This window comes from Agromyces sp. NPDC056389, from assembly GCF_042262385.1.
Lineage (GTDB): Bacteria > Actinomycetota > Actinomycetes > Actinomycetales > Microbacteriaceae > Agromyces.
Genome location: NZ_JBHJPN010000001.1, coordinates 112,507 through 136,880 on the forward strand (window position 1 = coordinate 112,507; position 24,374 = coordinate 136,880).

The window sequence follows — 24,374 nt, forward strand, 5'->3', positions numbered from 1 at the left end:
GCCGCGGCATCCGCTTCGGCCGGTTCGGCCGTGCGGGGTGGGAGAATGAAGGGTGCCCGTGTACCGAGATGAAGCCGTCGTGCTCCGCACCCACAAACTGGGCGAGGCCGACCGCATCGTCACCCTGCTGACCCGGCAGCACGGCAAGATCCGCGCCGTCGCCAAGGGCGTGCGTCGCACGGGCTCGAAGTTCGGTTCGCGGCTCGAGCCGTTCATGGTCGCCGACCTGCAGCTCTACGAGGGCCGGAGCCTCGACGTCGTGACGCAGGCCGAGTCGCTCGGCTCCTATGGCGCCCTCATCACGCAGGACTACTCGGCCTACACGGCCGCGAACGCCATGGTCGAGGCCGCCGACAAGCTCACCGAGGCCGAGGGCTCCCTGCAGCAGTACCTGCTGCTCGTCGGCGCCCTGCGCTCGCTCTCACGGCACGAGCACGGTGCGAGCCTCACCCTCGACTCCTACCTGCTGCGCGCCCTCGCCCTCGCGGGATGGGCGCCGAGCTTCCAGGACTGCGCGCGCTGCGGCAAGGTTGGCGAGCACACGGCCGTCGTCGTGCAACTCGGCGGCGTCGTCTGCGACGAGTGCGCCCCGCCCGGAACACCCCGCATCGCCGGCTCCACGGTGGCGCTCCTCGGCGCACTGCTCGCCGGCGACTGGGCGTTCGCGAAGGCGTCGAGCGACCGCGACCGCGGCCAGGCCAGCGGCATCATCGCCGCCTACACCCAGTGGCACCTCGAGCGAGGCCTCCGCTCGCTGCCGCACGTATCCAGAGAGACGACCGCCCAGTGAGCCCGAAGCCCTACACACATCGCGACGCCGTGCCCTACCGGCCGCTCGACTGGACCGGGCTCTACCCGCCCGCCCTGCCGAAGGGTGCCGTGCCCGCGCACGTCGCGATCGTGATGGACGGCAACGGGCGGTGGGCGAACCGCCGCGGACTCACCCGCATCGAGGGGCACAAGGCCGGCGAGATGGCGCTGCTCGACGTCGTCGCCGGTGCCATCCAGGCGGGCGTGAAGCACCTCTCGGTCTACGCGTTCTCGACCGAGAACTGGAAGCGCTCGCCCGAAGAGGTGCGCTTCCTCATGGGCTACAACCGCGACGTGCTGCACCGCCGGCGCGATCAGCTCAACGAGTGGGGCGTGCGGATCCGCTGGGCGGGCCGGCGTCCGCGCCTGTGGGCCTCGGTCATCAAGGAGCTGCAGGTCGCCGAGCAGCTGACGGCGGGCAACGACACCCTGACCCTCACGATGTGCGTGAACTACGGCGGGCGCACCGAGATCGCCGACGCCGTGCGGTCGATCGCCGACGACGTGGCATCCGGTCGCCTTCGACCGTCGGCCGTGTCGGAGAAGCTCATCGCGAAGCGGCTCTACGTGCCCGACCTGCCCGACGTCGACCTCTTCGTGCGCAGCTCGGGGGAGCAGCGCACCTCGAACTTCATGCTCTGGCAGTCGGCGTACGCCGAGATGGTGTTCCTCGACACGCTGTGGCCCGATTTCTCGCGGGTCGACCTCTGGCAGGCCATCGAGCTCTACGCCGGGCGCAACCGTCGCTTCGGCGGTGCGATCGACGCACCGACCGCGAGCTGAAGCGGCCGAGGCGTCCGAGGCGGCCGAGGCCCGCGCGTGACGGGGCAACTCCGCCCGCGCCGGCGCTACGCTGGCGGCGTGACCGTCTCCACTGCACCCGCGCCCACGGCAGTCTCCCGGCAGCGCGCCTTTGCCCTCGTCTGGGCGGTGCTCCGATGCGTGATGGCCGTGGCCGTCATCGCGGCGACGATCGTCACGTACCAGGGGGCGTACGGGTCGTGGATCGACGAGGGCTATGTCGACCTCGTCACCCTCAACGTCAACTTCATCAGCTACTTCACGATCGAGTCGAACGTGCTCGCGGCGATCGTGCTGCTCCTCGGTGCGGGCCTCGCCGTCGCCGGGCGGCTGCCCGATCCGACCTGGTTCGCGGTCGTGCGCGCGTGTGCGACGACGTACATGGTCATCACGGGCCTCGTCTACAACTTGTTGCTGCGCGGCATCGCGGTGACGGGAGCCGCGGAAGACCCGCATCCGTGGACCAATGAGGTCATGCACGTGATCGCCCCCGTGTTCCTCCTCGCCGACTGGCTCTTCGCACCCGGGCGACAGCGGCTCGAGTGGAAGCGGGTCTGGATCATCCTCGCGTTCCCCATCGCGTGGGTCGCCTACACGCTGCTCCGCGGACCGCTGGTCTACGACCAGGTGAAGCTCGTGCAGACGTGGTACCCCTATCCGTTCCTGAACCCCGAACGGCAGGACGACGGATATCTCGGTGTCTCGTTCTGGGTGCTCGTCATCTCGCTCACGTTCGCCGTCGTGGCGGTCTTCGTCGTCTGGGTCTCCCGCACCTGGCCACGGTCGAAGAGCGACGGAACGAACGGCGGCTGAGCCGGCTCCGTCGTCCGTCGTCGGTCGGCGTCAGCGAAGGCCGAGCTCGATGACGAGCTTGCGCGCCTTGGTGAACGCGGCGCCCGAGCCCGGCCGCGCCGCGAGCTCCGCCAGACCCGGCCACGCGGCGTGCGCGGCGGGGATCCGGCCGGCCATCGCGGCGGCACGCAGCACCGGGGCCCGGAGCAGCGCGACATCGAGTACGCGGTTCAGCCACGACGGCGGCTTCGGCTGCGCTGAGGCGTAGCGGACGGATTCGGTGAGCAGCGGCCACATCACCGGCAGGGCGCGCAGCTCGCGTTCGATCGAGCCCATCATGCGCGCGGGAGTGATGTCGGGCAGCGGCAGCAGTCGTGCTGCGGCCAAGCGCACCGACTCGGCCGAGAACCTGCGGTTCGCGACCATCGAGTCGACGCTGTAGCGCGACTCGACGTCGGAGCACAGCGAGGCCAGTACGACCGCGACCATGAGCACGGTCAACGGTGGAAGCGCGTCCCTGCTCGACGGGCCGTGCTTGCCCGCGCTGCGGTCGCGGAACTCGGAGGGGACGATCCGGCCGGCTGCTTCATCCCACTGCAGCCAACGGCGTTCGTCACCGACGACCGTGTCGGCGTCGAGCTGGCCCTCGTGGTCGAGGGCGTACGACCAGGCCATGAGCGACCGGTAGCGCACCTCAGGTGCCTCACCCAGGGCGAACTCGATCGGCACGAAGCGTTTCGACCCGCGCAGGTGCGCTGACGACGAGAGCGGAATGCCGTCGTCGACGGCAGCGCCATCGCCGTCTCCGACGGGCCAGATCGCGTCGAGATCGAGATCGGGAGCGGGTGCAGGGGCGGGCTTCGGCGATGCGGTATCCGAGTCGGCGGCACTCGGCGCGGGGAGTTCGCCGACGACCGCCTTCGCGGAGGTGACGGCGCGCGAGGAACCGGGGCGTGCGGCGAGGGCCCGCGTGTGCGGAAGATCCAGGACTGTCGCGGCGGCGATGCCCGCCGTGACGGCGTCCTTCGCGCCGGGAAGGAGGATGCCGATCGCCTCGACGATCTCCGCAGTGCCCGCCGTCATCCGAACCGATCCGAGCGATGCGCCCACGAAATCGTCGAGGAGCGGCCAGACGAGCGAGCCGAGACCGGCTTCGCTCAGCTCGAGCGCGACGCGCGCGAGCTGCGCACCGCCGGGGGCGCCCCGGCCGAGCAGGTCGAGATCGGCCACTCCCGGCTGCAGCAGCCCGCGATCCCACGCCAGCAGCACCCCGTCGAACATGTCGGTGGCGGCGCGCGGATGCGGCGAGCCGAGTCCGCTGAGCATCCGTGCAGCGAGGCGCGGCGTGAGAGGCGCCTGACGACGCGCGAGCTGTCGCCACTCGAACCCGCTTCCGGCTTCGAGACCGTCGCCCGAGAAGGCGCCGTCGCCCCACATCGGCAACTCGCCCGGCGTGCCCCAGCCGAACCTCGTCGTGTCGATCCGTCGGGGAAACGGGGTCAGCGATGCCGGGATGGAGGCTTCAGCACGGCGCCAATCACCGTCTTCGTCCTGCACCTGCGCGGGCTCGACCAACGGATCGAGCGCGTACGCGATCGTCGCCGGGCCGGCGGTGATCGCCATCGGATCACCCGACTGCAGCACGACGGGCACGTCCAACAGGGCGAGCGCGTCGAGGTGCCGCTGCTCGACGAGCGTCAGGTCGAGGCGGAGCAGCGCGAGGAACAGATCGGCTTCGCCGGCCGTGGCGGAGGCCGAGCGATAGTCGCGCAGGCGTTCGACGAGATCGTCGGGCGCGATCCGAAGGTCGTCCCACGTCGGGGTGGACAGCAGCGCGGGCACCTCGCCGAGCCGCTGGACGACGACGGCTTCGCGCGCCGAGGCCGGGGAGAACACCACATCGCGTCGCCAGTCGTCGTCGCCGGGATGCACCAACCGGTCGAGCATACGGATGCGACTGCCGGCGATCAGGTCGCCGACCGCGCTCACGCCCGCGCGCCAGTTCTGCTTCACGCCGCGCAGTGCCGCGCGAGCCGCGTTGGCATCGCTCCGCGCGACGGCGTTGGCGAGTTCGAGGAATCGGTCGACCTCGACGTCTTCGGCGCCGTCGGGGCGCGAGAACAGGACGCCCGCGGCCTCGGCGAGCGCGGCGCTCGAGACAGTCGGGAGCTGGAACCGCGGAACCGTCCACACAGCGGGCGTGGGCTGCCACGCGGTCGTCGCGGTCTCGGGCTGCTGGACGGCGTGCGTCTCGACACCCCAACGCTCGAGGAGCGCCCGCGCCGCCTTCGCCTGGGAGGCGTCCCGGCCCGACGCGATCGGCGTCAGGGCGTGCGAGGCGGTTTCGGCCGCTTCGCCGGTGAGGCGCTGCGAGCGGCGCAGGGCAGCGTCGAGCACGGCCCTGCGGGCGGCCTTCGACTTCGCGGTGAGCGAGAGCGACAACACATCGGCGGCGTGGTGCTCGTCGCCGTGCTCGATGATGGCGGGTGCGAGGGTCGAGATCACGGGGGCCTCGGCATGGCTGAGGACTCCGAGGAGTGCGTCCGCGTGCGCGACGAGCTCCGCGTCGGTGAGTGCGAGCGAACCGGTGAGGACGCCCGCCCACACCTTGCGATCGCCGGGGCGCTGTGCGGCGTCGAGCGCGCTGAGGACAAGCGACATCGCCTCGTCGCGCTCGATCCACCCCTGTTCGACGCCTGCGGCGACCACGTCGCCGAACGGCCCGGTCGCCGGAGCGCCGACGGCGACCCCGGTCTGGAGATGGTCGACGAATCGAGAGCGGATCACCGCAGCGTCGATCGCGCCGCGACCGGCCGGGTGCAGCTCCGGCTGCTGACCGAGCGCGACGGCCGCGTACACGGCCCAGTCCTTCAGGTACTCCACGCTCTCGGGCACGGGCAACTCGTGGTGGTGCATCAGACGCACCGCGCGACCGGCGTGAACGGACGTCGCGTGCTCCCAAGGGCGCCGGTTCGAGCGGCAGGCGCGCGCCGTGAAGGCGAGGGCGAAGTCGGGGCCCCGGGTCGCGAGGACCTCGGCGGCGAGTTGATCGGGCACGGAATGCGGCCCGCCGAGAACGGCCTCCGCACGTCGCGCGTCGGCACCCACGCGGATCGCGAAGAGTGCGAGCATCCCGTGGTCGATCTCGCCCACCACGGATTCGCGGACGAGCGAGTTGCCCTCCGACACCCACTCGTTCCAGTTGCCCCGCTGCAGTCCGGCGCGGGCCTCGCGCCGTTGCGCCTCGGTTCCGACCGGGAGCTCGAGCGCGGTGGATTGTTCGGCGTCGGCCCAGCCGAGGTCGCGGAACAGCTCGAGGGATCGGGTGAGGGCATCGGTCACTGGTTCTCCTCCATCAGGATCTGCACGGCGAGTTCGTGCTTGCACGGGCCTCGATCCCGGGCGCCGGTGAGCCGCCACGTGCAGTTGCAGCTGGAGTCGCCATCGGCGCGGCGCACGGTGTAGGTGACGGGCTCGGCTCGAGTGCCCGCGTGAACGCGCCACTCGCCGGGTTCGCTGCCGTGCTCCACCAGGTTGTGCGCGACGAGCCGCCGCGCGGCCCCCACGCGCGGGTTGTCGCGCGTGACCCGCTCGGGATCGTCGGGCAGCTCGCGGTGGAAATGGGCGTTCGCATGCACATCCCAGCCGACACGTCCCGAGGCGGCGAGCACGGCGAGGCCGGATTCCACTTCGGCCGTCGTGAGTCCGGACTCGAGACGCAACCGCTCGACGTCGATCACCGGCTCGAACGCCAGCAGCGCCGAGACGAGCGCTGCGTGCTCCGAGACCTCGGGATGCGCCAGCGCGGTCAGCAGCGAGCCCTCGCCCGAGAACCCGCGCCACGCCTCCTTCGTGATGCCGAGCAGCAGGCGGGCGTGCGGAAGGTCGATCTCGAACGCCGTGGTACCCGGCTCCCCGTCGGCGGGACCGTAGACGCTGATGCCCGTCACGTGGGGGAGCAGGCGCTTCAGGGCGCTCAGACGATGCAGCCCGTGCACGTGGACCGCGCCAGTGGTGCGCCGCGGAACGATGCGGATCCCTGCCGCGGTCGGCGTGAGCCACCCGGCCGACGCCGCAGCCGTCGCCGCAGGGACGGAGGTGAGGAGGGTGCGCGCCGCCGCCCGGTCGAGGGTGAAGGCCCGGACGAGACGACGGTGCATCTCCGCGACGTTGCCGAGCGCGTGGACCCACCGACCCGGCATCTCGACCGGCCGCTCGGTCGCCGCAGCGGAGGGCGTGGCCACGTGCACCCCATGGCGGCCGACATCGAGGTGGAACAACTCGCCTCTGCCGACCGAGGCGAGTGCACGTCGCGTGGCCATCCCGATGTCGACGTTCGTGGTTCCGTGCGACACCTCACCGCCGTCGAGGCCGGAGCCGAGCAGGTCGAGTCGTGCGTACACGCTGTTGCAGGCCGAGAACACCTCCGCGCGGAGTCGATCCCCGTGGGCGGTGAGCACCGGATCGCGCTGCGTGGTCGGGGTGTACTTGAAGTACCGGGTGGCGGTGATGTCGGCGAGCGACAGCAGTCCGCGCGCGAGCACCTGCGGCTCGGTCGCGAAGCCGTGGAAGAAGCTCGGACTGGCGACGGGACCATCGGGCGTGAGCGCCGGGGCGAGCGCGAGCGAGAGCCGATCCCGGGTCACCGAAGACGCCGTCGTGAACTCGCGAGCACCCATGCGGATGAGGCTAGCGGAGGAGCGCCCAGTCATCCGCCACGCGGGCCTGCGCTCGTTCGATGCGGCTCCTGCCGAGTGCCTAGCGACGCCCGCGGCGGCCGATCACTCCGGCGAACAACGCATGCAGCAGCGGCAGGGCCGAGGCGATCATCAGTGAGGTGCCGAGCGTGGGATTCGGCGCGACGAGCACCGCGCCGCCGATCAGCAGAGCGGCGAACAGCACGGCGGACACGACGCGGCGGGCGACCCCCTCGAGCCGGTCGAGACGGCGTTCGAGACGCGAGGTGTCGAACGAGAGCCGCCCCTGATCGGCTTTCGTGATGAGCGCGTCGGCACGCTGCGGCATGCTCCAGAGGAGTGCTGCGCTCTTCATCGCCTCGGCGGTGAGATCGCGCACGACGTCGCCGCGCTCCTCGTCGAGGAGTCGCGCCGCATAGGGTTCGACGGCGTCCCACACGTTGAACTCGGGGTCGAGACCGCTGCACATGCCCGAGGTGAGCGCCATCGACCGGATCAGCAGGAGCAGGTGCTCGGGCAATTGGAACGGGAGCGAACGCATGACGTCGCCGAACTCCTCGCCGAACTCGCGGAACTCCCGCGGATCGACGTGCTTCAGCTGGGCGAAGCCCATGCCGCCGAAGCGGGCGAAGAGCTGGGCGAGCGCGCGCTCGAGTTCGCCGGTCTCGGCCGAGGGCATGAGCACCCCGATCTCGCGGGCGGCCTCGATCATGGCCTGTCCATCACGGGAGGCCACGGCGATGACGAGTGCGCGGAGTCCGGAGCGCAACTCGGTCGGCACCTCGGCCATCATGCCGAAGTCGACGAAGGTGAGCCGCCACGACGGCGTTGCGCCGCTCGGCCCGTCGCCTCGATCGCTCGCGCGGGGCAGGGGCGTGACGAAGATGTTGCCGGGGTGGGGATCGGCATGCACGAAGCCGTGCGTGAAGACCTGGTCGAACATGATCTCGGCGAAGACCCTTGCGACGTCGGCCGGCGGGATGCCGGCCGCCTGCAGCGCAACGGTGTCGTTGATCTTGATCGCCGTGACGTCTTCGAGGGTCAGCACCCGACGGGTGACCCGCTCCCACACCACGGCCGGGGCGTACACGCGGTCGTCTGCGGGGAACGACTCCGCGAAGCGCTCGGCATTCGCGGCCTCGTGCAGGTAGTCGATCTCCTCGAGGCTCGTCTGCGCGAACTCCTCGACGAGCGCCGGGGCATCCACTCGGTCGGACACGATGCGCACCCGCCGCAGCCATCCGGCGACGCGGCGGAGCGCGGCGAGATCGACGGCGACGATCTCGTCGATGCCGGGGCGCTGCACCTTGACGACGACATCGCGCAGCCCGGTCTCCTCGGCATCACCGTCGGACAACCGGGCGCGGTGCACCTGCCCGAGCGAGGCCGCTGCCACGGGCGACTCGTCGAACCGCTCGAAGACCTGGTCGAGGCGTGCACCGAGCTCGGCTTCCGCGAGGACGCGGATCGCGGGGAAGGGCACCGGCGGCACCTCGTCCTGCAATCCCTCGAGCTCCGAGGTGATCTCGGGCGGCAGCACGTCGAGGCGCGACGAGAGGAACTGCCCGACCTTGATCATGAGCCCGCCGAGCTCGACGGCGAGCGTGCGGAAGTCCTCGGCGAGTCGCCGGATCCGCCGCTCGCGCGTGCGCTCGGCGACGCCGGCGAGACCCAGCTTCGGCAGCGCGAGCTCGAACCACCAGAGCTGGACCAGTCGCCGCGCCGCGAACGTCAGGATGCGGCGTGAGCGCGCCCGGCGGGCGCCGTCGCTCATCGCGCCATCCGCTCGCCGGCTCCTCGATGGGGAAGCAGGGGCGGCACGGGTCAGCTCTGGGCGAGGATCGAGTACAGCGCGCGACGGGCGTCGTCGAGCACGGTCACGGCCTGCTTCACCTGGTCGGGCGTTCCGCTGCGGCCGAGCTGCGCTGCCGCGGCGGCGAGTTCGACGGCCGCCTTCGAGAGTGCGCGGTGCTGTTCGCTGCCGTTGGGCGACGACGACTCCCAGGGGGCTGCGCGGTCGGCCGCGGCCTCCGCCTCTGCTCGGCCGAGGTCGGTGAGCGAGTAGGTCTTCCGGCCGCGGAGCTCTTCGGCGACGATCAGTTCCTCGTCGGCGAGCAGCTGCAGCGTCGGGTAGACCGAGCCGGCGCTCGGCTTCCACGTGCCGCCGCTGCGCTCCTCGATCTCCTGGATGATCTGGTAGCCGTGCATCGGCTGCTCGGCGAGCAGGGCCAGCACCGCCGCACGCACGTCGCCGCGCGCCATCCGCTTCACGCCCGGTCTCGGGTCGAACGTGGAACGCAGCTGCTCCATCGCCTCCCAGATCGCCGCGCCGGGGCTGCCGGCACCGAAGCCGCGTTCGCCGCCGAAACCTGCTGCACCGTATCCGCCTGTCGGACGTTGTCCGTTCATGATTCCTCCCGGTTCACGAGTGAGCGATATTCAACGATATATCGCTAGCGGGCCGGATGGAAGGGATACGTCGCGGCCAGCCACGCCTCGGCCTCGCGCGGATGCCGCAGCCGCACGACCTCGAGGTGCGGGCGCCGGCCGGCGGCGTCGTCGACGAGCGCGCTCCGGCTGGCGTGCGTGTTCCACGCCCAGCGGATGATGTGCTCGGGGTCGCTGAAGATCGTGGTCAGCGCAGGCTCGAGGTTGCCGTTCCAGAGCTCCTCGCGGCGCACGCGGCGTCGCACCGTGCGGACGACGACCTGTCGCATCACGCGCGCCCGCGAGTAGTCGAGGAAGAGCATCGTGGTCGCCCGGTCGACGAGGAGGTCGCGCACCGACTCGTACTGCCACTCGGTGACCCAGCCGGGCTGGGAGGTGAACGAGTCGACGTCGGCGACGAAGCTCGGACGCGGCGTCCAGTCGGGTCCGTGGAAGAGTGCGTCGATCTCCTGGAACGGCAATCCGGACGCCGCGGCGATCCGCCGCGCGAGCGTCGACTTGCCGGCCCCGCTCGCACCGGCGACGAGGATGCGCTGCGGGGAGCGGTCGCGCGGGGCATCGGCGGCGTTGGGCATCCGTTCACCCTAAACCGAGTCTGCGGGCGATGGCGCCGTCGGCGACCGCCCGAGCGGGAATACGGGGGCCGAAGCATCCGTTCGCATACGTTGTGAGTGAACCCATCAAGATCGACATCTGGTCCGACATCGCGTGCCCGTGGTGCTACATCGGCAAGCGCCACCTCGAGAGCGGCATCGCCTCGCTCGGTGACGACGCGCCCGAGGTCGACATCACCTACCACTCCTTCGAGCTCGCACCCGACACGCCGGTCGACTTCGAGGGGTCCGAGATCGACTTCCTCGCCAAGCACAAGGGCATGCCCGCCGAGCGCGTGCAGCAGATGCTCGAGCACGTCACGGGCATCGCCGCGACCGCCGGACTCGACTACGACTTCGACGCCCTGCAGCACACCAAGACGCTGAAGGCGCACGAGCTGCTGCACTTCGCCAAGGAGCAGGGCCTGCAGCTCGAGCTCACCGAGCGACTCCTGCGCGCGTACTTCACCGAGGGCCGCCATGTCGGTCGCATCGACGAGCTCGTCGAGCTCGGCGCCGAGATCGGCCTCGACGCCGACGCGGCGCGCGAGGCGCTCGAGTCGGGCCGCTACGCCGCGGCCGTGCAGGCCGACATCGCCCAGGCGCAGGCCTACGGCATCAACGGCGTGCCGTTCTTCGTCATCGAGGGCAAGTACGGCATCTCGGGCGCGCAGCCCGCGGAGGTCTTCGCCCAGGCGCTCAGCCAGGTCGCAGGCGAGCGCGACGGCGCCGTCGCGTGAGCGGCGTCGACACCGTGACGACGGATGCCGCAGCGCCCGCGCCCTTCGCGATGATCACGGGCGACCCGTCGGCCATGGTCTGCGAGGGCGACGTCTGCTACATCCCGGGCGCCGAGTCGGGGGAGTGACGCGCGGCGCGGGCTCACACTGGGCGAGCCCGCGCCGCACGTGCGTACTCGGCGCGCTACTCGGGGTCGGAGATGTCGGCCACGGTCGCGCCGAATGCGTCGATGAGCCGATCGGCGTCGACGAAGAGGCTGCGACCATGCTCGCCGGCCCCCATCGAGACCCTCCGCCCCGAGATCGAGGCGTCGACGACGACGGGCCACGCCGTGGTCGAACCGAGCGGCGTGATCGTTCCCCGCTCGTAGCCCGTCGCGGCGAGCGCAAGCGAGGCATCCGGCAGCTGGAGCTTGTTCACGCCGACGACCGCGCGCAGCTTCGGCCACGAGATCTTGCGGCCGCCCGGCACGAGGGCGAAGACGTAGGTGTCGTCGCTGCGCTTGACGACGAGCGACTTCACGATGTCGCCGGGCGTGATGCCCATGAGCTCGGCCGCCTCCTCGAGGCTGCTCGCCGCCGGGCGCTCGATGATCTCGACGTCGAGCCCGCGCGCCGCGGCATCCGCTCGCACCCGATCCGCGCCCGTGAGCTCCGCCATGTGGTCCTCCCCAGCCTCGTCCTGCCGAGAATCCTAGGCGCGCACGGCCGAAGCGGGCGAGTGCGCCCCGATCTCTGGGAGAATCGACGGTGATGTCCTCAACCACCACGCTTCCAGCGGGCCCGCTCACGATCGGCGGGCTCGACCTCGATGTGCCCGTCGTGCTCGCCCCCATGGCCGGCATCACGAACACGGCCTTCCGTCGCCTCTGCCGCGAGTTCGGCGCCGGCCTCTACGTCAGCGAGATGATCACCTCGCGCGCCCTCGTCGAGCGAACGCCCGAGTCCATGCGCCTCATCACGCACCACGAGTCCGAGACGCCGCGCTCCATCCAGCTCTACGGCGTCGACCCGAAGACCGTCTCCGAGGCGGTCACCATGCTCGTCGCCGAAGACCGGGCCGATCACATCGACCTGAACTTCGGCTGCCCCGTGCCGAAGGTCACCCGCAAGGGCGGCGGCGCCGCGCTGCCGTGGAAGAGCGGACTCTTCCGCGACATCGTCGAGGGCGCGGTGCGGGCGGCCGGTGACATCCCGCTCACCATCAAGATGCGCAAGGGCATCGACGCCGACCACCTCACCTATCTCGAGGCCGGCCGCATCGCCGAGGGCGCGGGCGTCGCCGCCGTCGCGCTGCATGCACGCACCGCCTCCGAGTTCTACTCGGGCCAGGCCGACTGGTCGGCCATCGCGAGGCTCAAAGAGACGGTCACGAGCGTGCCCGTGCTCGGCAACGGCGACATCTGGTCGGCCGACGACGCGCTCCGCATGGTCGCCGAGACCGGCTGCGACGGCGTCGTCGTCGGGCGCGGATGCCTCGGCCGGCCGTGGCTCTTCGGCGACCTCGCCGCGGCGTTCCGAGGCGAGTCGCAGAGCTTCCACCCGTCGCTCGGGCAGGTCGCGCAGACCTTCCGACGTCACGCCGAACTCCTCACCGAGTTCTTCGACAGCGAAGAGCGCGGGTGCCGCGACATCCGCAAGCACGTCGCCTGGTACTTCAAGGGCTATCCCGTCGGGGGCGACCTGCGTGCCCGTCTCGCGACCGTCGAGTCGCTCGTGCAGCTCGACGAGCTGCTCGGCACGCTCGACTGGTCGATGCCCTACCCGGGCGAAGGTGCCGAGGGGCCCCGCGGCCGCGCTGGCACGCCCAAGAAGCCGTCGCTGCCCGAAGGCTGGCTCGACTCGCAGGAGCTCGCGGGTCACGACCGCGTGACGCTCGTCGACGCCGAACTCGACACGAGCGGCGGCTGAGCATGCGCGAACCACTCTTCGGCGGCTACGAGGCCGCCGACACCGAGCGCTGGCTCCCCGAAGAGCACTCCTCGCGCCGCAGCGACTTCGCGCGCGACCGTGCCCGCCTGCTGCACTCGAGCGCGCTCCGCCGTCTCGCGGCGAAGACCCAGGTGCTGAGCCCCACGGCCGGCCTCGACTTCGCGCGCAACCGCCTCACGCACTCGCTCGAGGTCGCACAGGTCGGCCGCGAGCTCGCCGCGAGTCTCGGCCTCGATCCCGACGTCGTCGACACCGCGTGCCTCGCCCACGACCTCGGGCACCCGCCCTTCGGTCACAACGGCGAGAAGGCGCTCAACACCTGGGCGGCCGACATCGGCGGCTTCGAGGGCAATGCGCAGACCCTGCGGCTGCTCACGCGACTCGAACCCAAGGTCTTCGGGCCCGACGGGCGCAGCTACGGGCTGAACCTCACCCGTGCGAGCCTCGACGCGAGTTGCAAGTACCCCTGGCCCGAGGCGACGAGCGTCGCCGACCCTTCGGGCCGCGCCAAGTTCGGCTTCTACCAGAGCGACACCGAGGTGTTCCGCTGGCTCCGCGCCGGCGCCCCCGAGCGCCGTCTCTGCATCGAGGCGCAGGTCATGGACCTCAGCGACGACATCGCCTATTCGGTGCACGACTTCGAAGACGCCATCGTCAACGGCTACATCGACGTCGCCGCGCTCGGCGCGCGCGTCGATCACGAGAGCCTCGTCACGTCGATGCACGAATGGGTCGGCGGCTCGATCACCCACGACGAGCTCATCGCCGCGTTCGATCGCCTCGACTCGCTCGAGGGCTGGCTCGACACGTGGAACGGCAGCCGCGTCGACCAGGGCCGCCTGAAGAACCTGACGAGCCAGCTCATCGGCCGCTTCGCGCACGCCGCGACTTCGGCGACCCGATCGGCGTTCCCGCTCGCGAGCCTCATCCGCTTCGACGCCGACGTCATCGTGCCCCGTGAGATCCAGGCCGAGATCGCCGTGCTGAAGGGCATCGTCGCGGCATACGTCATGTCGAAGAACACGCGCCAGCCGATCTACCACCAGCAGCGCGAGGTGCTCACTGCGCTGGCCGATGTGCTGCTCGCAACGGGGGAGCAGCACCTCGATGCGGGCTTCGCAGAAGACTGGCGGGCCGCGGGCGACGACACCGCACGCAAGCGCGTCGTCGTCGATCAGGTCGCGAGCCTCACCGACCAGTCGGCCCTCGCCTGGTACGAGCGCCTCGTGCAGCAGTGACGCATCGGGTGTTCGGCGTTCGACGCTCGGCAGCGAACTAGGATGAGAGCCATGGCGGGCCGAATTCGACAGAGCGATGTCGATGAGGTGAAGGCCCGCACGAACATCGCCGACATCGTGGGCGAGCACGTCAGCCTGAAGTCCGCCGGCGTCGGTTCGATGAAGGGCCTCTGCCCCTTCCACGACGAGCGCAGCCCGAGCTTCCACGTGCGCCCCGGGCTCGGCTACTACCACTGCTTCGGGTGCGGCGAGTCGGGCGACGTCTACTCGTTCCTGCAGCGGATGGACCACGTCTCGTTCACCGAGGCGGTCGAACGACTCGCGGGCCGCATCGGTTTCGAGCTGCACTACGAAGACGGCGGTCAGGCCTCCGACCACGGCAACCGGGCGCGGCTCCTCGCCGCGAACCAGGCGGCAGCCGAGTTCTTCGTCGAACGGCTCGGCGCTCCCGACGCCGAGGTCGGTCGCCGGTTCCTCGGCGAGCGCGGCTTCGACGCCGAGGCCGCCCGGCGCTTCGGCGTGGGCTTCGCGCCCAAGAGCTGGGACGCCCTGACCGATCACCTCAAGGGTCGCGGCTTCACGACCGAAGAGCTCTCGGCCTCCGGCCTCGTCTCACAGGGCGATCGAGGCGTGTACGACCGATTCCGCGGCCGGCTCGTGTGGCCGATCCGCGACGTCACCGGCCAGACCGTCGGCTTCGGCGCACGGCGCCTGCTCGACGACGACAAGGGCCCCAAGTACCTGAACACCCCCGAGACCGCGATCTACCACAAGTCGCAGGTGCTCTACGGGCTCGACCTCGCCAAGCGCGACATCTCCAAGACCCACCGGGTCGTCGTCGTCGAGGGGTACACCGACGTCATGGCGTGCCACCTCGCCGGTGTCACGACCGCGATCGCGACGTGCGGCACCTCGTTCGGCGTCGACCACATCAAGGTGCTGCGCCGCGTGCTCGGCGATGCCTCGGGCGTCGGCGAGGTCGTCTTCACGTTCGACGGCGACGCCGCCGGCCAGCAGGCGGCGATCCGCGCCTTCGGCGAAGAGCAGCGCTTCGCGGCCCAGACGTTCGTCGCCGTCGCCCCCGACGGGCTCGACCCGTGCGACCTGCGTCTGGCGCGCGGCGACGCCGCGGTGCGAACCCTCATCGAGTCGCGAACCCCGATGTTCGAGTTCGTGATCAAGCACACGCTCGCCCGCTACGACCTCGAGACGGTCGAGGGCCGGGTGGCCGCGCTCAGGGCGGCGGCTCCCGTCGTCGCTGACATCCGCGACCCCGCCCTGCGGCCCGGGTACACCCGCGAGCTCGCCCGCATGCTCGGCGTCGAGCTCGGCGAGGTCACGCGCGCGGTGCGCTCGGCCGCGAGCCGGCCGAAGTCGGGGGAGTCGGGCGGCGGCCAGCACGCGGCATCCGTCACCGCAGGCTCCGGCGAGGCGGCGGAGGTCCCCGAGCGCCCGTTCTCCATCACCCAGCTGCCGAACGACCCCGCGACCCGCCTCGAACGCGACGCCCTCCAGGCGATGGTGCAGCACCCCGGCACCGTCGGCGCCGACCTGCTCCGCCATGCGATCGACTGCCGCTTCGGCAATCCGTCGCTCGCGGTGATCCGCGACGGCATCGCCTCGGTGCTCGCCTCGTCCGACCCGCAGGTTCGCGTCGACCGGGTCGTCGCCGAGGTGCCCGCGCCGTTCGAGAGCCTCGTGCAGCAGCTCGCGGTCGCGCCGATGCCGCATCGCAGCGAGGCCGAGCTCACGGTCTACGTGCAAGGCGTGGTGAGTGCGCTCGTCGATCGTGAGCTGCTGCGGCAGAAGTCCGAGCTGCTCGGGCGACTGCAGCGCACCGACCGCACCGATGCCGCCGCGTATGCGGCACTGCAGCGCGCCCTCGTCGAGATCGAGAGCGAGCGGCGAGCCCTCAGGGCCGACTGAGGTCATCCGCGTCGAAGACGGCCGAGCACGCGCATCGGTTGCGTCGAAGGTTGCAGAACGGTAAATATTCCGCCGGAGAGCCGCCGCTCCGAGCACCATTTCGAGGCCGTGTGCTACGTCTTGGGGATACGAAAACGCGTCTGCGCCCTGCGCAGCGCGATTCAGTCCTGACAGGAAGAGGTAGACGGATATGACATCCGCATCCAAGAACGGGCGGCGCAGCCTCGTCGCAGTGGCCGGTCTCTCGGCCGCAGCCCTCGCTTTCGCCGGCTGCTCCGCCGGCGGCGGGGCAGACGAGGCTTCGGGCAGCTCGATCACCGTCGGCACGACCGACAAGGTGACCACGCTCGACCCGGCCGGCTCGTACGACAACGGCTCGCTCGCCGTGCAGACGCAGGTCTTCCCGTACCTGCTGAACACCGACTACCAGAGCACCGACGTCGTGCCCGACCTCGCAGAGTCGGCCGAGTTCACCTCGCCGACCGAGTACACGGTCAAGCTTCCCGCAGGCCTCAAGTGGGCCAACGGCAACGACCTCACGGCCGACGACGTCAAGTTCTCGTTCGACCGCCAGATCGCGATCGCCGACCCCAACGGCGCGTCGAGCCTGCTCTACAACCTCGACAGCACCGAGGTCGTCGACGACACGACCGTCGTCTTCCACCTCAAGGCCGAGAACGACCAGGTCTTCCCGCTCATCCTCACGAGCTTCCCGGGTGCCATCGTCGACGACGAGGTCTTCGCGGCCGACGAGCTGACGTCCGACGACGACATCGTCGCGGCGAACGCATTCGCAGGCCCGTACACGATCGCGAGCTACGACTTCAACACGCTCATCTCGTTCAAGAAGAACCCCGAGTACAAGGGCCTTCTCGCCGAGGCGAAGACCGACACGGTCAACCTGAAGTACTACGCCGAGTCGTCGAACCTGAAGCTCGACGTGCAGGAGGGCGGCATCGACGTCGCCTACCGCAGCCTCTCCGCGACCGACATCGACGACCTCAAGGGCAACGACAAGGTCAACGTGGTCGAGGGCCCCGGTGGCGAGATCCGCTACATCGTCTTCAACTTCGACACGCAGCCGTACGGCGCGAAGACGCCCGAGGCCGACCCGGCCAAGGCGCTCGCCGTGCGTCAGGCCGTCGCCGACCTCATCGACCGCGATGAGCTCGCCGACCAGGTCTACAAGGGCACCTACACGCCGCTGTACTCCTACGTGCCCGCCGGCATCGCAGGTGCGGTCGAGCCGCTCGTCGAGATGTACGGCGACGGCCAGGGTGCGCCCGACGCCGACAAGGCCGCCGAGCGCCTCACGGCTGCCGGTGTGACCACCCCGGTCGAGCTGAACCTGCAGTACTCGAACGACCACTACGGCCCCTCGTCGGCCGACGAGTACGCGCTCATCAAGGACCAGCTCGAGTCGACCGGCCTGTTCACGGTGAACCTGCAGACCACCGAGTGGGTGCAGTACTCCGAGGACCGCACCTCCGACGTGTACCCGGCCTACCAGCTGGGCTGGTTCCCCGACTACTCGGACGCCGACAACTACGTCACGCCGTTCTTCCTGATCGAGAACTTCCTCGGGAACCACTACGTGAACCAGGAAGTCAACGACCTGATCATCAAGCAGGCCTCCGAGCCCGACCCCGCAACGCGCACCGCCGACATCGAGGCGATCCAGCAGAAGGTGGCGGCCGACCTGTCGACCGTGCCGTACCTGCAGGGCGCTCAGGTCGCCGTGACGGGCACCGACGTGGAGGGCGCCGACCAGACGCTCGACGCGTCGTTCAAGTTCCGCTACGCGGCACTGTCGAAGGGCTGAGCCGGCTGAACGGCTAGAGTCACTTCTACGCAAGGAACGGATGGCCCGCTCTCCCGAGCGGGCCATCCGCATTCGAGCCTCACCCGATTGGCGAACATTGACCTCAACGACGACGGCGCCCGCCAGTAGCGCGTCCCCCGCAAAACGGAGACCACCCAGATCCTCCGGTGGCGGCCTCGGCCGCTACATCATCGTGCGGGCCCTCCTCATCATCCCGACGGTGTTCATCCTGGTCACCCTGGTATTCGTGCTCATGCGCTCGACCGGCGACCCGATCACCGCGAAGCTCGGTGGGCAGCTCCCGGCCGACCAGCTCGCAGAGCGCATCCACGCCGCGGGCTACGACCGGCCCCTGATCGTGCAGTACCTCGAGTACCTCGGGCAGATCGCCACGGGCAACTTCGGCACCTCGCTGACCGACAACCGCCCGATCACCGAGATCCTCGTCACCTACGGCGCCGCGACCCTCGAGCTCGCGTTCTACGCCCTTCTCGTCGCCTTCGTCGTCGGAATCCCGTTCGGGCTCATCGCCGCGTACTTCCGCGACAAGGGGCAGGATGCCGCGCTGCGCGTGTTCGCCATCCTCTGCTACGCCACCCCGGTCTTCTTCGCCGGTCTGCTGCTGAAGCTCGTCTTCTCGGTGTGGCTCGGTTGGCTGCCGGTGGCAGGGCGGGCCTCGGTCGGCGCGCAGCTCCAGATGGAGCTGCTGCCGAACAAGACGGGTCTCTACACGATCGATGCGATCATGACGGGAAACCCGGCGGTGCTCGGCGACGTGCTCGCACACGCGGTGCTGCCAGCAATCGCGCTCGGCCTGCTCACGGCGGGCGTGTTCCTCCGGCTCGTGCGCACCAACGTCATCGGCACGCTCTCGACCGACTACGTCGACGCCGCGCGTTCCCGCGGCGTGAGCGAGTACCGGCTCGTGCGCAAGCACGCCTACCGCCCGGCACTCATTCCGATCATCACGGTGATCGGACTCCAGATCGCGCTCCTCCTCGGCGGCGCAGTGCTGACCGAGACGACGTTCGAATGGAACGGGCTCGGGTTCCAGCTCGTCGAGTACATCAAGGCTCGCGACTTCGTCGCCGTGCAGGGCATCGTCGCGCTGCTCGCCGTGATCGTCGCGCTCACCAACTTCATCGTCGACATCATCGCGGCGCTCATCGACCCGAGGGTGAGGTACTGACATGTCGACCGACACCGTCATCCGCGCGCCGAAGCGGCGCCTCCGCGACCGCATTCCGGTCGTGCACCAGTTGCGCCAAAGCGTGGGCCTCCAGCGCGGAATGCTCATCGCGGGCCTCGTGCTCACCGGCCTCTTCGTGTTCGTCGCGATCTTCGCTCCGCTCATCGCCCCGTACGGGTTCGCGCAGCTGCGTGACGCGGCGGGGCCGTTCGGCAGCCAGCAGCCGCCATCGGCCGAGCACCTCTTCGGTACGACCGTCGGCGGCTACGACGTGCTCTCGCGCGTGCTGTGGGGGGCGCAGACCGCCATCCTCGTCATCATCATCGCGGTGACCCTCTCGCTCTTCGCCGGCGTGCTGCTCGGCCTCGTCTCGGGGTACTTCGGCGGCTGGCTCGACAAGGTACTCGTCGTCGTCTGCGACGCCATCTACGCCTTCCCGTCCCTCCTCCTCGCGATCGTCATGGCGATCGTGATCTCCGGAGGTCAATCGAACCTCTGGGGCGGAGTGTTCGCGGCCGCCATCTCGATCACGGTCGTGTTCATCCCGCAGTACTTCCGCGTGATCCGTGCCGAGACGGTGCGCATCAAGGCCGAGGCGTACGTCGAGTCGGCGAAGGTGCTCGGTGCTTCCAACAGCCGAGTCATGTTCCGCCACGTGCTGCGCAACTCGACCCGTACGCTTCCGCTCATCTTCACGCTGAACTCGTCCGAGGCCATTCTGACGCTCGCGGGCCTCGGCTTCATCGGCTTCGGCATCGAGCCGACGGCCGCCGCCGAATGGGGCTACGACCTGCAGAAGGCGCTCTCCGACGTCTCGAGCGGCATCTGGTGGACGGCCCTCTACCCGGGCCTCGCGATCGTGCTCGTGGTGCTCGGCATCACGCTCGTCGGCGAGAGCCTGAACGACCTCGCCGACCCGCGCCTACGCGGCCGTCGTCGTGTCGCACAGGCGTCCGGCGTCGTAGCGGAGACCTCCGTCGTTCCCGGCGGCACGCTCGTCGCCGGCCCGGGAGGTCTCGCGGGTCTCGAAGACGGCGAATCATTCGACGAACACGGAATCGGGGTCCGCTCATGAGCACGGTCGTCAACATCGAGCGACTCGGCGTCTCGTTCGCCACCGACGCCGGCGCGGTCAAGGCCGTCGACGACGTCTCGCTGAAGGTCGAGCGCGGCGAGGTGCTCGCGATCGTCGGCGAGTCGGGCTCCGGCAAGACCGTCACCGCGAAGACGATCCTCGGTCTCCTGCCCGAGACAGCCACCGCGAGCGGTGCCGTCATCCTCTCGAACAAGGCCGGCACCTCCGAGAGGGATGTCGTGTCGCTGTCGAAGAAGCAGCTGCGGGCCGTCAGGGGCACGGATGTCGCGATGGTGTTCCAGGAGCCCTCGAGCGCCCTGAACCCCGTGTACACCGTCGGCTGGCAGATCATCGAGGGCCTCCGCGCCCACTCCTCGATCTCGGCGAAGGACGCCCGTGCGAAGGCGATCGAGATCCTCGGTCGCGTGGGCATCCCCGACCCCGAGCACCGTATCGACCACTACCCGCACCAGTTCTCGGGCGGTCAGAAGCAGCGCATCGTCATCGCGATGGCGCTCGTGCTCGATCCCGGACTGATCGTCGCCGACGAGCCGACCACGGCGCTCGACGTGACCGTGCAGGCCGAGATCCTCGACCTGCTTCGCCGTTGCCGCGACGAGTTCGGCATGGGCATCGTGCTCATCACCCACAACATGGGCGTCGTCGCCGACCTCGCCGACCGCGTTGCCGTGATGTACCAGGGCAAGGTCGTCGAGGAGGCCGACGCCAAGACGCTCTTCGCATCGCCGAAGGCCGAGTACACGAAGGCTCTGCTCGCCGCAGTGCCGTACGTCGGCACCGGCACGGCGAGCGCGATCGAACGTGCGGCGCGACGACCCGCCGATTGGGTCGAGCAGGCGCCGGTGGTCGAGGCATCCGGTCTCGAGATCGTCTACCCGGGCCGCTTCGGGCGATCGGGTTTCCAGGCCGTCGGCGGCGTCGACTTCGTGATCCGTCCGGGCGAGGTGCTCGGCCTGGTGGGGGAGTCCGGCTCGGGCAAGACCACGATCGGCCGTGCGATCGCGGGCCTGACGAAGGTCACGGGCGGCTCGCTGCGCGTGCTCGGCCACGAGATGAACGGCGTGCGCGAGCGCGAGTTCCGGCCGCTGCGCAGCCGCATCGGGTTCGTCTTCCAAGACCCGGCATCGAGCTTCAACCCGCTGCTGACGATCGCCGAGTGCGTCGCCGAGCCGCTCGTCATCCACGGCCGGGCGTCGAACCCCGCTGCTGCACGCAAGCGGGTCGATGAGCTGCTCGAGGCGGTGCAGCTGCCGAAGGCCTTCGGCGATCGCTACCCGCACGAGCTCTCGGGCGGGCAGCGCCAGCGCGCGAGCCTCGCGCGCGCTCTCGCGCTCGAGCCCGAGCTGCTGATCGCCGATGAGCCGACGTCGGCGCTCGACGTCTCGGTGCAGGCCCGCGTGCTCGAGCTCTTCGCCGAGCTGCAGCGCGAGTTCGGCTTCGCCTCGCTCTTCATCAGCCACGACCTCGCCGTCGTCGACATCCTCGCCGACCGCATCGCGGTGCTCTACCGCGGTTCCCTCGTCGAGGAGGGCACGGGTGCCGAGGTGCTCGGCGCACCGCGCGACCCCTACACGCAGCGGCTGCTCGCCTCGCTCCCGGTTCCCGATCCGATCGCTCAGGCCGAGCGCCGCGAACAGCTGCGCCGCCTCCGGGAGGCCGTCTGATGCGTGGCGCCGCCCACGGCTACCCGATCGTGCTCGACGACCTGTCGGTCGAGTATCCGGCGAAGGGCCCGAGTCCCGCGCACGTCGCCCTGCACGGGCTGAGCTTCTCGGTGGCGCCGGGCGAGGTGCTCGGCCTGCTGGGCAGCGCGGGCAGCGGCAAGAGCACGCTCGCGCGGCTGCTCTCGGGCGTCGCGTTCGACACGCGCTCGGCAGAGGGACGGCCGCTCATCACGGGCGGCGACGCCACCGTGCTCGGGCAGTCGCTCCGCGGCATCCCGAAGCGGAAACTGCCCGAGTACCAGTTCCATGTCGGCTACCTGCCGCAGGACGCCGCGTCGACGCTGCCCGCCGACCGCACCGTCGCCGAGATCATCGGGGAGCCGATCCTCGAGCGCGACCACCGCTACAACGCGCGGGCCCTCGCGACGAGGGTCGCGACGATGCTCGACGGCGTGCGGCTCCCGCTCGGCAAGCTCGACCTGTACCCCTACGAGCTCTCGGGCGGGCAGCGGCAGCGGGTCGCGCTGGCGCGCGCACTCGTGCTGGGGCCCTCGGTGCTCATCGCCGACGAGCCCACGGCCGGCATCGACCTCACGGTGCGAGATGTCGTCGCCCAGCTGATCGGCGAGCTCCAGCGCGAGCACACCTTCTCGGCGGTCATCATCAGCCACGACCTGCCCGTGCTGCGCAGCACCGCGAAGCGCGTCGCGGTGCTCGACCGGGGTCGCCTCGTGGCGATCGGCACGATCGACGAGGTGCTCGACGATCCTCGGCATCCCTACGTGAAGGCTCTCGCCGGTGCGCTCGACGCCGGCCACGCCGTGATCGACGACCTCGATCTGGGTCCTTCGGTATGACGGATGCCGCGGCGCCGACGCCGGCGCCGGCGTCGCGCGTGCGCCATCGCGTCGTGCCGGGCGCGGCCGAGGAGCGTCGCGGCTCACCGACGCCGGTCGAGGCGGGGCCGATCGCGATCCTGCCCACGGCCGAGGCGGCGTTCGTCGATGCGATCGAGCGTTCGGGCGGCGTCGTCGCGCCGCTGACGGCGGCGACCCGCGGGCTCGTGTGGACCGCGTCATCCGGAGGCGACGAACTCGCAAGCGTGCTCGACGAGCATCCCTCGATCGCGTGGCTGCAACTGCCGTGGGCGGGCGTCGACGCGTTCGCCGGGCTCATCGGGCACGCCGCCGGTGACGGTCGCGTCTGGACGAGCGCGAAGGGCGCGTACGCGCAGCCCGTCGCCGAGCACGCGCTCATGCTCGTGCTCGCGGTGCTCAGGGAGTTGCCGCGACGCGTGAACGCGACGTCGTGGCACGTCGACGAGCTCGGCCGCACGCTCTACGGCGCGAACGTCGTGATCGTCGGCGCCGGTGGCATCGCCGTCGAGCTGCTCCGCCTGCTCGCTCCGTTCGGGGCGCACGTGACGGTCGTGCGGCGCAGCACGGAGCCGGTGGCCGGGGCCGAGCGAACCCTGCCGACGGCGCGGCTGGGCGAGGCGCTCGACGACGCCGACGTGGTCGTGCTCGCGGCGGCGCTCACGGACGACTCGCGAGGGCTGATCGGCGAAGCAGAACTGCGGCGGATGCCGCGTGGTGCCGTGCTCGTCAACGTCGCACGCGGCGGACTCGTCGACACCGAGGCGCTCGTCGACGCCCTGGAGTCGGGTCACCTCGGCGGTGCAGGGCTCGACGTCACCGACCCCGAACCGCTGCCCACGGGGCATCCGCTCTGGCAGGCACCCAACTGCATCGTGACGCCGCACGTCGCCGACACCGAGGAGATGACGGTGCCGCTCTTCGCCGAGCGCATCTCGCAGAACGTGCTCGCGTTCCTCGGCGACGGCGACTTCGTGGGCCGGATCGATCCCGTGGCGGGCTACTGACCCTGCCGACCTCGCCCACGGCATTGTCGAGGCGGCCTCGGATTGGGAGTCGGGCCAACCTTTTGCTAGAGTATCCATCGCTGAACAAGCGATCCTCCATAGCTCAATTGGCAGAGCAATCGGCTGTTAACCGGTAGGTTCTTGGTTCGAGTCCAAGTGGGGGAGCAATCGCGGCCCGGTCTCTTCGGAGGCCGGGCCGTTCTCGTCTCCCGGCGTCGGCCGCCATGTTCGGGGCCGCTCACCTCGGCGCGTCGAGATCCTTCGCCATCCAGAGGTCGGCGTAGCGCGCATCGCTGAACGCCGGCACCTCGCGGTAGCCCGCGCGGCGGTACAGGCGCTGCGCCTCGACGAGGTCGCCGCGCACGTCGAGGCGCATCCGCCGCACCCCGTGCTGCGCCGCCAGACGCTCGACCTCGCCGATCAGGTCCGCTCCGAGGCCGCGGCCGCGCGCCTCCGCCGTGATGAAGACACGCGTGAGTTCGCCGAGCTCGTCGTCGACGTACCGCACCCCGGCGCATCCGAGCACCTCTTCGCCGTCGCGTGCGACGACGAACGCTCCGGTCTCGCCCTGCAGGTCGTCGCTCGGTTCGTCGGCGAGCGTCTCCTCGATCTCGGCGGCCGTCGCGAGGCGGCCGTAGTATCGGCCGATGATGTCGTCGTAGTAGCGACGGAGGATCCGGCGGGAGGATTCGGTCGTCGGGTCGGCGCGAACGAAGATGAGCACCCGCCAACGCTAGTCGAGAG

The 24,374-nt window shown here is 70.4% G+C and carries 21 protein-coding genes and 1 tRNA gene; 15 read left to right on the forward strand and 7 right to left on the reverse strand.

All coding sequences use genetic code 11. The features are described from left to right. Positions 1-52: 52 nt before the first annotated feature. From recO to ACFCVM_RS00570, 3 genes are all read left to right on the forward strand, one after another. Complete coding sequence (gene recO, locus ACFCVM_RS00560; RefSeq protein ID WP_074259199.1) at positions 53-790, forward strand: DNA repair protein RecO; 738 nt, start codon at positions 53-55, stop codon at positions 788-790. Further along, positions 787-1,593, forward strand: coding sequence for an isoprenyl transferase (locus ACFCVM_RS00565; RefSeq protein WP_375832656.1), 807 nt, complete (start codon positions 787-789; stop codon positions 1,591-1,593). Before recO ends, ACFCVM_RS00565 begins: the two co-directional genes overlap by 4 nt. 78 nt (positions 1,594-1,671) lie before the next feature. Beyond that, a complete protein-coding gene (locus ACFCVM_RS00570; RefSeq protein ID WP_375832658.1) occupies positions 1,672-2,424 on the forward strand; it encodes a Pr6Pr family membrane protein in 753 nt (250 codons plus the stop codon). Between the two features lie 30 nt (positions 2,425-2,454). Here the strand turns inward: ACFCVM_RS00570 and ACFCVM_RS00575 are convergent, their stop codons facing one another. The 5 genes from ACFCVM_RS00575 to ACFCVM_RS00595 form a co-directional block, all read right to left on the reverse strand. After that, positions 2,455-5,745, reverse strand: coding sequence for a DUF6493 family protein (locus tag ACFCVM_RS00575; RefSeq protein ID WP_375832660.1), 3,291 nt, complete (start codon positions 5,743-5,745; stop codon positions 2,455-2,457). Next, positions 5,742-7,082 (reverse strand): SWIM zinc finger family protein, encoded by a 1,341-nt coding sequence (locus ACFCVM_RS00580; protein WP_375832662.1) that lies wholly within the window; start codon positions 7,080-7,082, stop codon positions 5,742-5,744. The genes ACFCVM_RS00575 and ACFCVM_RS00580 overlap by 4 nt, the downstream gene beginning before the upstream one ends. 79 nt (positions 7,083-7,161) lie before the next feature. Continuing rightward, positions 7,162-8,874, reverse strand: a complete 1,713-nt coding sequence (locus ACFCVM_RS00585; RefSeq protein WP_375832664.1) for an ABC1 kinase family protein — start codon at positions 8,872-8,874, stop codon at positions 7,162-7,164. Positions 8,875-8,924: 50 nt separating this feature from the next. Next, positions 8,925-9,509 carry a PadR family transcriptional regulator gene (locus ACFCVM_RS00590; protein ID WP_375832666.1) on the reverse strand — a complete coding sequence of 195 codons (585 nt, stop codon included), beginning with the start codon at positions 9,507-9,509 and terminating at the stop codon, positions 8,925-8,927. Between the two features lie 44 nt (positions 9,510-9,553). After that, positions 9,554-10,123, reverse strand: coding sequence for an AAA family ATPase (locus tag ACFCVM_RS00595; RefSeq protein WP_375832668.1), 570 nt, complete (start codon positions 10,121-10,123; stop codon positions 9,554-9,556). Between the two features lie 92 nt (positions 10,124-10,215). Between ACFCVM_RS00595 and ACFCVM_RS00600 the strand changes: the two genes are divergently transcribed. Both ACFCVM_RS00600 and ACFCVM_RS00605 read left to right on the forward strand, forming a co-directional pair. Beyond that, the gene (locus tag ACFCVM_RS00600) at positions 10,216-10,881 is read left to right on the forward strand and encodes a DsbA family protein (RefSeq protein ID WP_375832670.1); all 666 of its coding nucleotides are present in this window, start codon (positions 10,216-10,218) and stop codon (positions 10,879-10,881) included. Further along, positions 10,878-11,009, forward strand: a complete 132-nt coding sequence (locus tag ACFCVM_RS00605; protein WP_375832672.1) for a hypothetical protein — start codon at positions 10,878-10,880, stop codon at positions 11,007-11,009. Before ACFCVM_RS00600 ends, ACFCVM_RS00605 begins: the two co-directional genes overlap by 4 nt. 56 nt (positions 11,010-11,065) lie before the next feature. On the opposite strand, the gene ACFCVM_RS00610 is transcribed toward ACFCVM_RS00605, so the two are convergent. Further along, positions 11,066-11,542 carry an aminoacyl-tRNA deacylase gene (locus tag ACFCVM_RS00610; protein ID WP_375832674.1) on the reverse strand — a complete coding sequence of 159 codons (477 nt, stop codon included), beginning with the start codon at positions 11,540-11,542 and terminating at the stop codon, positions 11,066-11,068. A gap of 92 nt (positions 11,543-11,634) precedes the next feature. Between ACFCVM_RS00610 and dusB the strand changes: the two genes are divergently transcribed. The 10 genes from dusB (at position 11,635) to ACFCVM_RS00660 (ending at position 23,795) form a co-directional block, all read left to right on the forward strand. Next, complete coding sequence (dusB, locus tag ACFCVM_RS00615; protein ID WP_375832676.1) at positions 11,635-12,792, forward strand: tRNA dihydrouridine synthase DusB; 1,158 nt, start codon at positions 11,635-11,637, stop codon at positions 12,790-12,792. Between the two features lie 2 nt (positions 12,793-12,794). After that, positions 12,795-14,051, forward strand: coding sequence for a deoxyguanosinetriphosphate triphosphohydrolase (locus tag ACFCVM_RS00620; RefSeq protein WP_375832678.1), 1,257 nt, complete (start codon positions 12,795-12,797; stop codon positions 14,049-14,051). Positions 14,052-14,102: 51 nt separating this feature from the next. Continuing rightward, positions 14,103-15,977: a DNA primase gene (gene dnaG, locus ACFCVM_RS00625; protein WP_375832680.1), complete on the forward strand. Its 1,875-nt coding sequence runs from the start codon at positions 14,103-14,105 to the stop codon at positions 15,975-15,977. Between the two features lie 190 nt (positions 15,978-16,167). Continuing rightward, positions 16,168-17,799 carry an ABC transporter substrate-binding protein gene (locus tag ACFCVM_RS00630; RefSeq protein WP_375832682.1) on the forward strand — a complete coding sequence of 544 codons (1,632 nt, stop codon included), beginning with the start codon at positions 16,168-16,170 and terminating at the stop codon, positions 17,797-17,799. Positions 17,800-17,896: 97 nt separating this feature from the next. Then, on the forward strand, positions 17,897-18,988 hold the full coding sequence (locus ACFCVM_RS00635) for an ABC transporter permease (protein WP_375832684.1): 1,092 nt from the start codon (positions 17,897-17,899) through the stop codon (positions 18,986-18,988). Position 18,989: 1 nt separating this feature from the next. Beyond that, positions 18,990-20,063 carry an ABC transporter permease gene (locus ACFCVM_RS00640; RefSeq protein ID WP_375832686.1) on the forward strand — a complete coding sequence of 358 codons (1,074 nt, stop codon included), beginning with the start codon at positions 18,990-18,992 and terminating at the stop codon, positions 20,061-20,063. Further along, a complete protein-coding gene (locus tag ACFCVM_RS00645) occupies positions 20,060-21,748 on the forward strand; it encodes an ABC transporter ATP-binding protein (protein WP_375832688.1) in 1,689 nt (562 codons plus the stop codon). The genes ACFCVM_RS00640 and ACFCVM_RS00645 overlap by 4 nt, the downstream gene beginning before the upstream one ends. Further along, positions 21,748-22,605, forward strand: coding sequence for an ATP-binding cassette domain-containing protein (locus ACFCVM_RS00650; RefSeq protein ID WP_375832690.1), 858 nt, complete (start codon positions 21,748-21,750; stop codon positions 22,603-22,605). The genes ACFCVM_RS00645 and ACFCVM_RS00650 overlap by 1 nt, the downstream gene beginning before the upstream one ends. Next, complete coding sequence (locus tag ACFCVM_RS00655) at positions 22,602-23,630, forward strand: D-isomer specific 2-hydroxyacid dehydrogenase family protein (RefSeq protein ID WP_375832692.1); 1,029 nt, start codon at positions 22,602-22,604, stop codon at positions 23,628-23,630. Before ACFCVM_RS00650 ends, ACFCVM_RS00655 begins: the two co-directional genes overlap by 4 nt. A gap of 92 nt (positions 23,631-23,722) precedes the next feature. Continuing rightward, positions 23,723-23,795, forward strand: a tRNA-Asn gene (locus ACFCVM_RS00660). 73 nt (positions 23,796-23,868) lie between these two features. Here the strand turns inward: ACFCVM_RS00660 and ACFCVM_RS00665 are convergent. Further along, the gene (locus tag ACFCVM_RS00665) at positions 23,869-24,354 is read right to left on the reverse strand and encodes a GNAT family N-acetyltransferase (protein WP_375832694.1); all 486 of its coding nucleotides are present in this window, start codon (positions 24,352-24,354) and stop codon (positions 23,869-23,871) included. Positions 24,355-24,374: the final 20 nt, after the last annotated feature.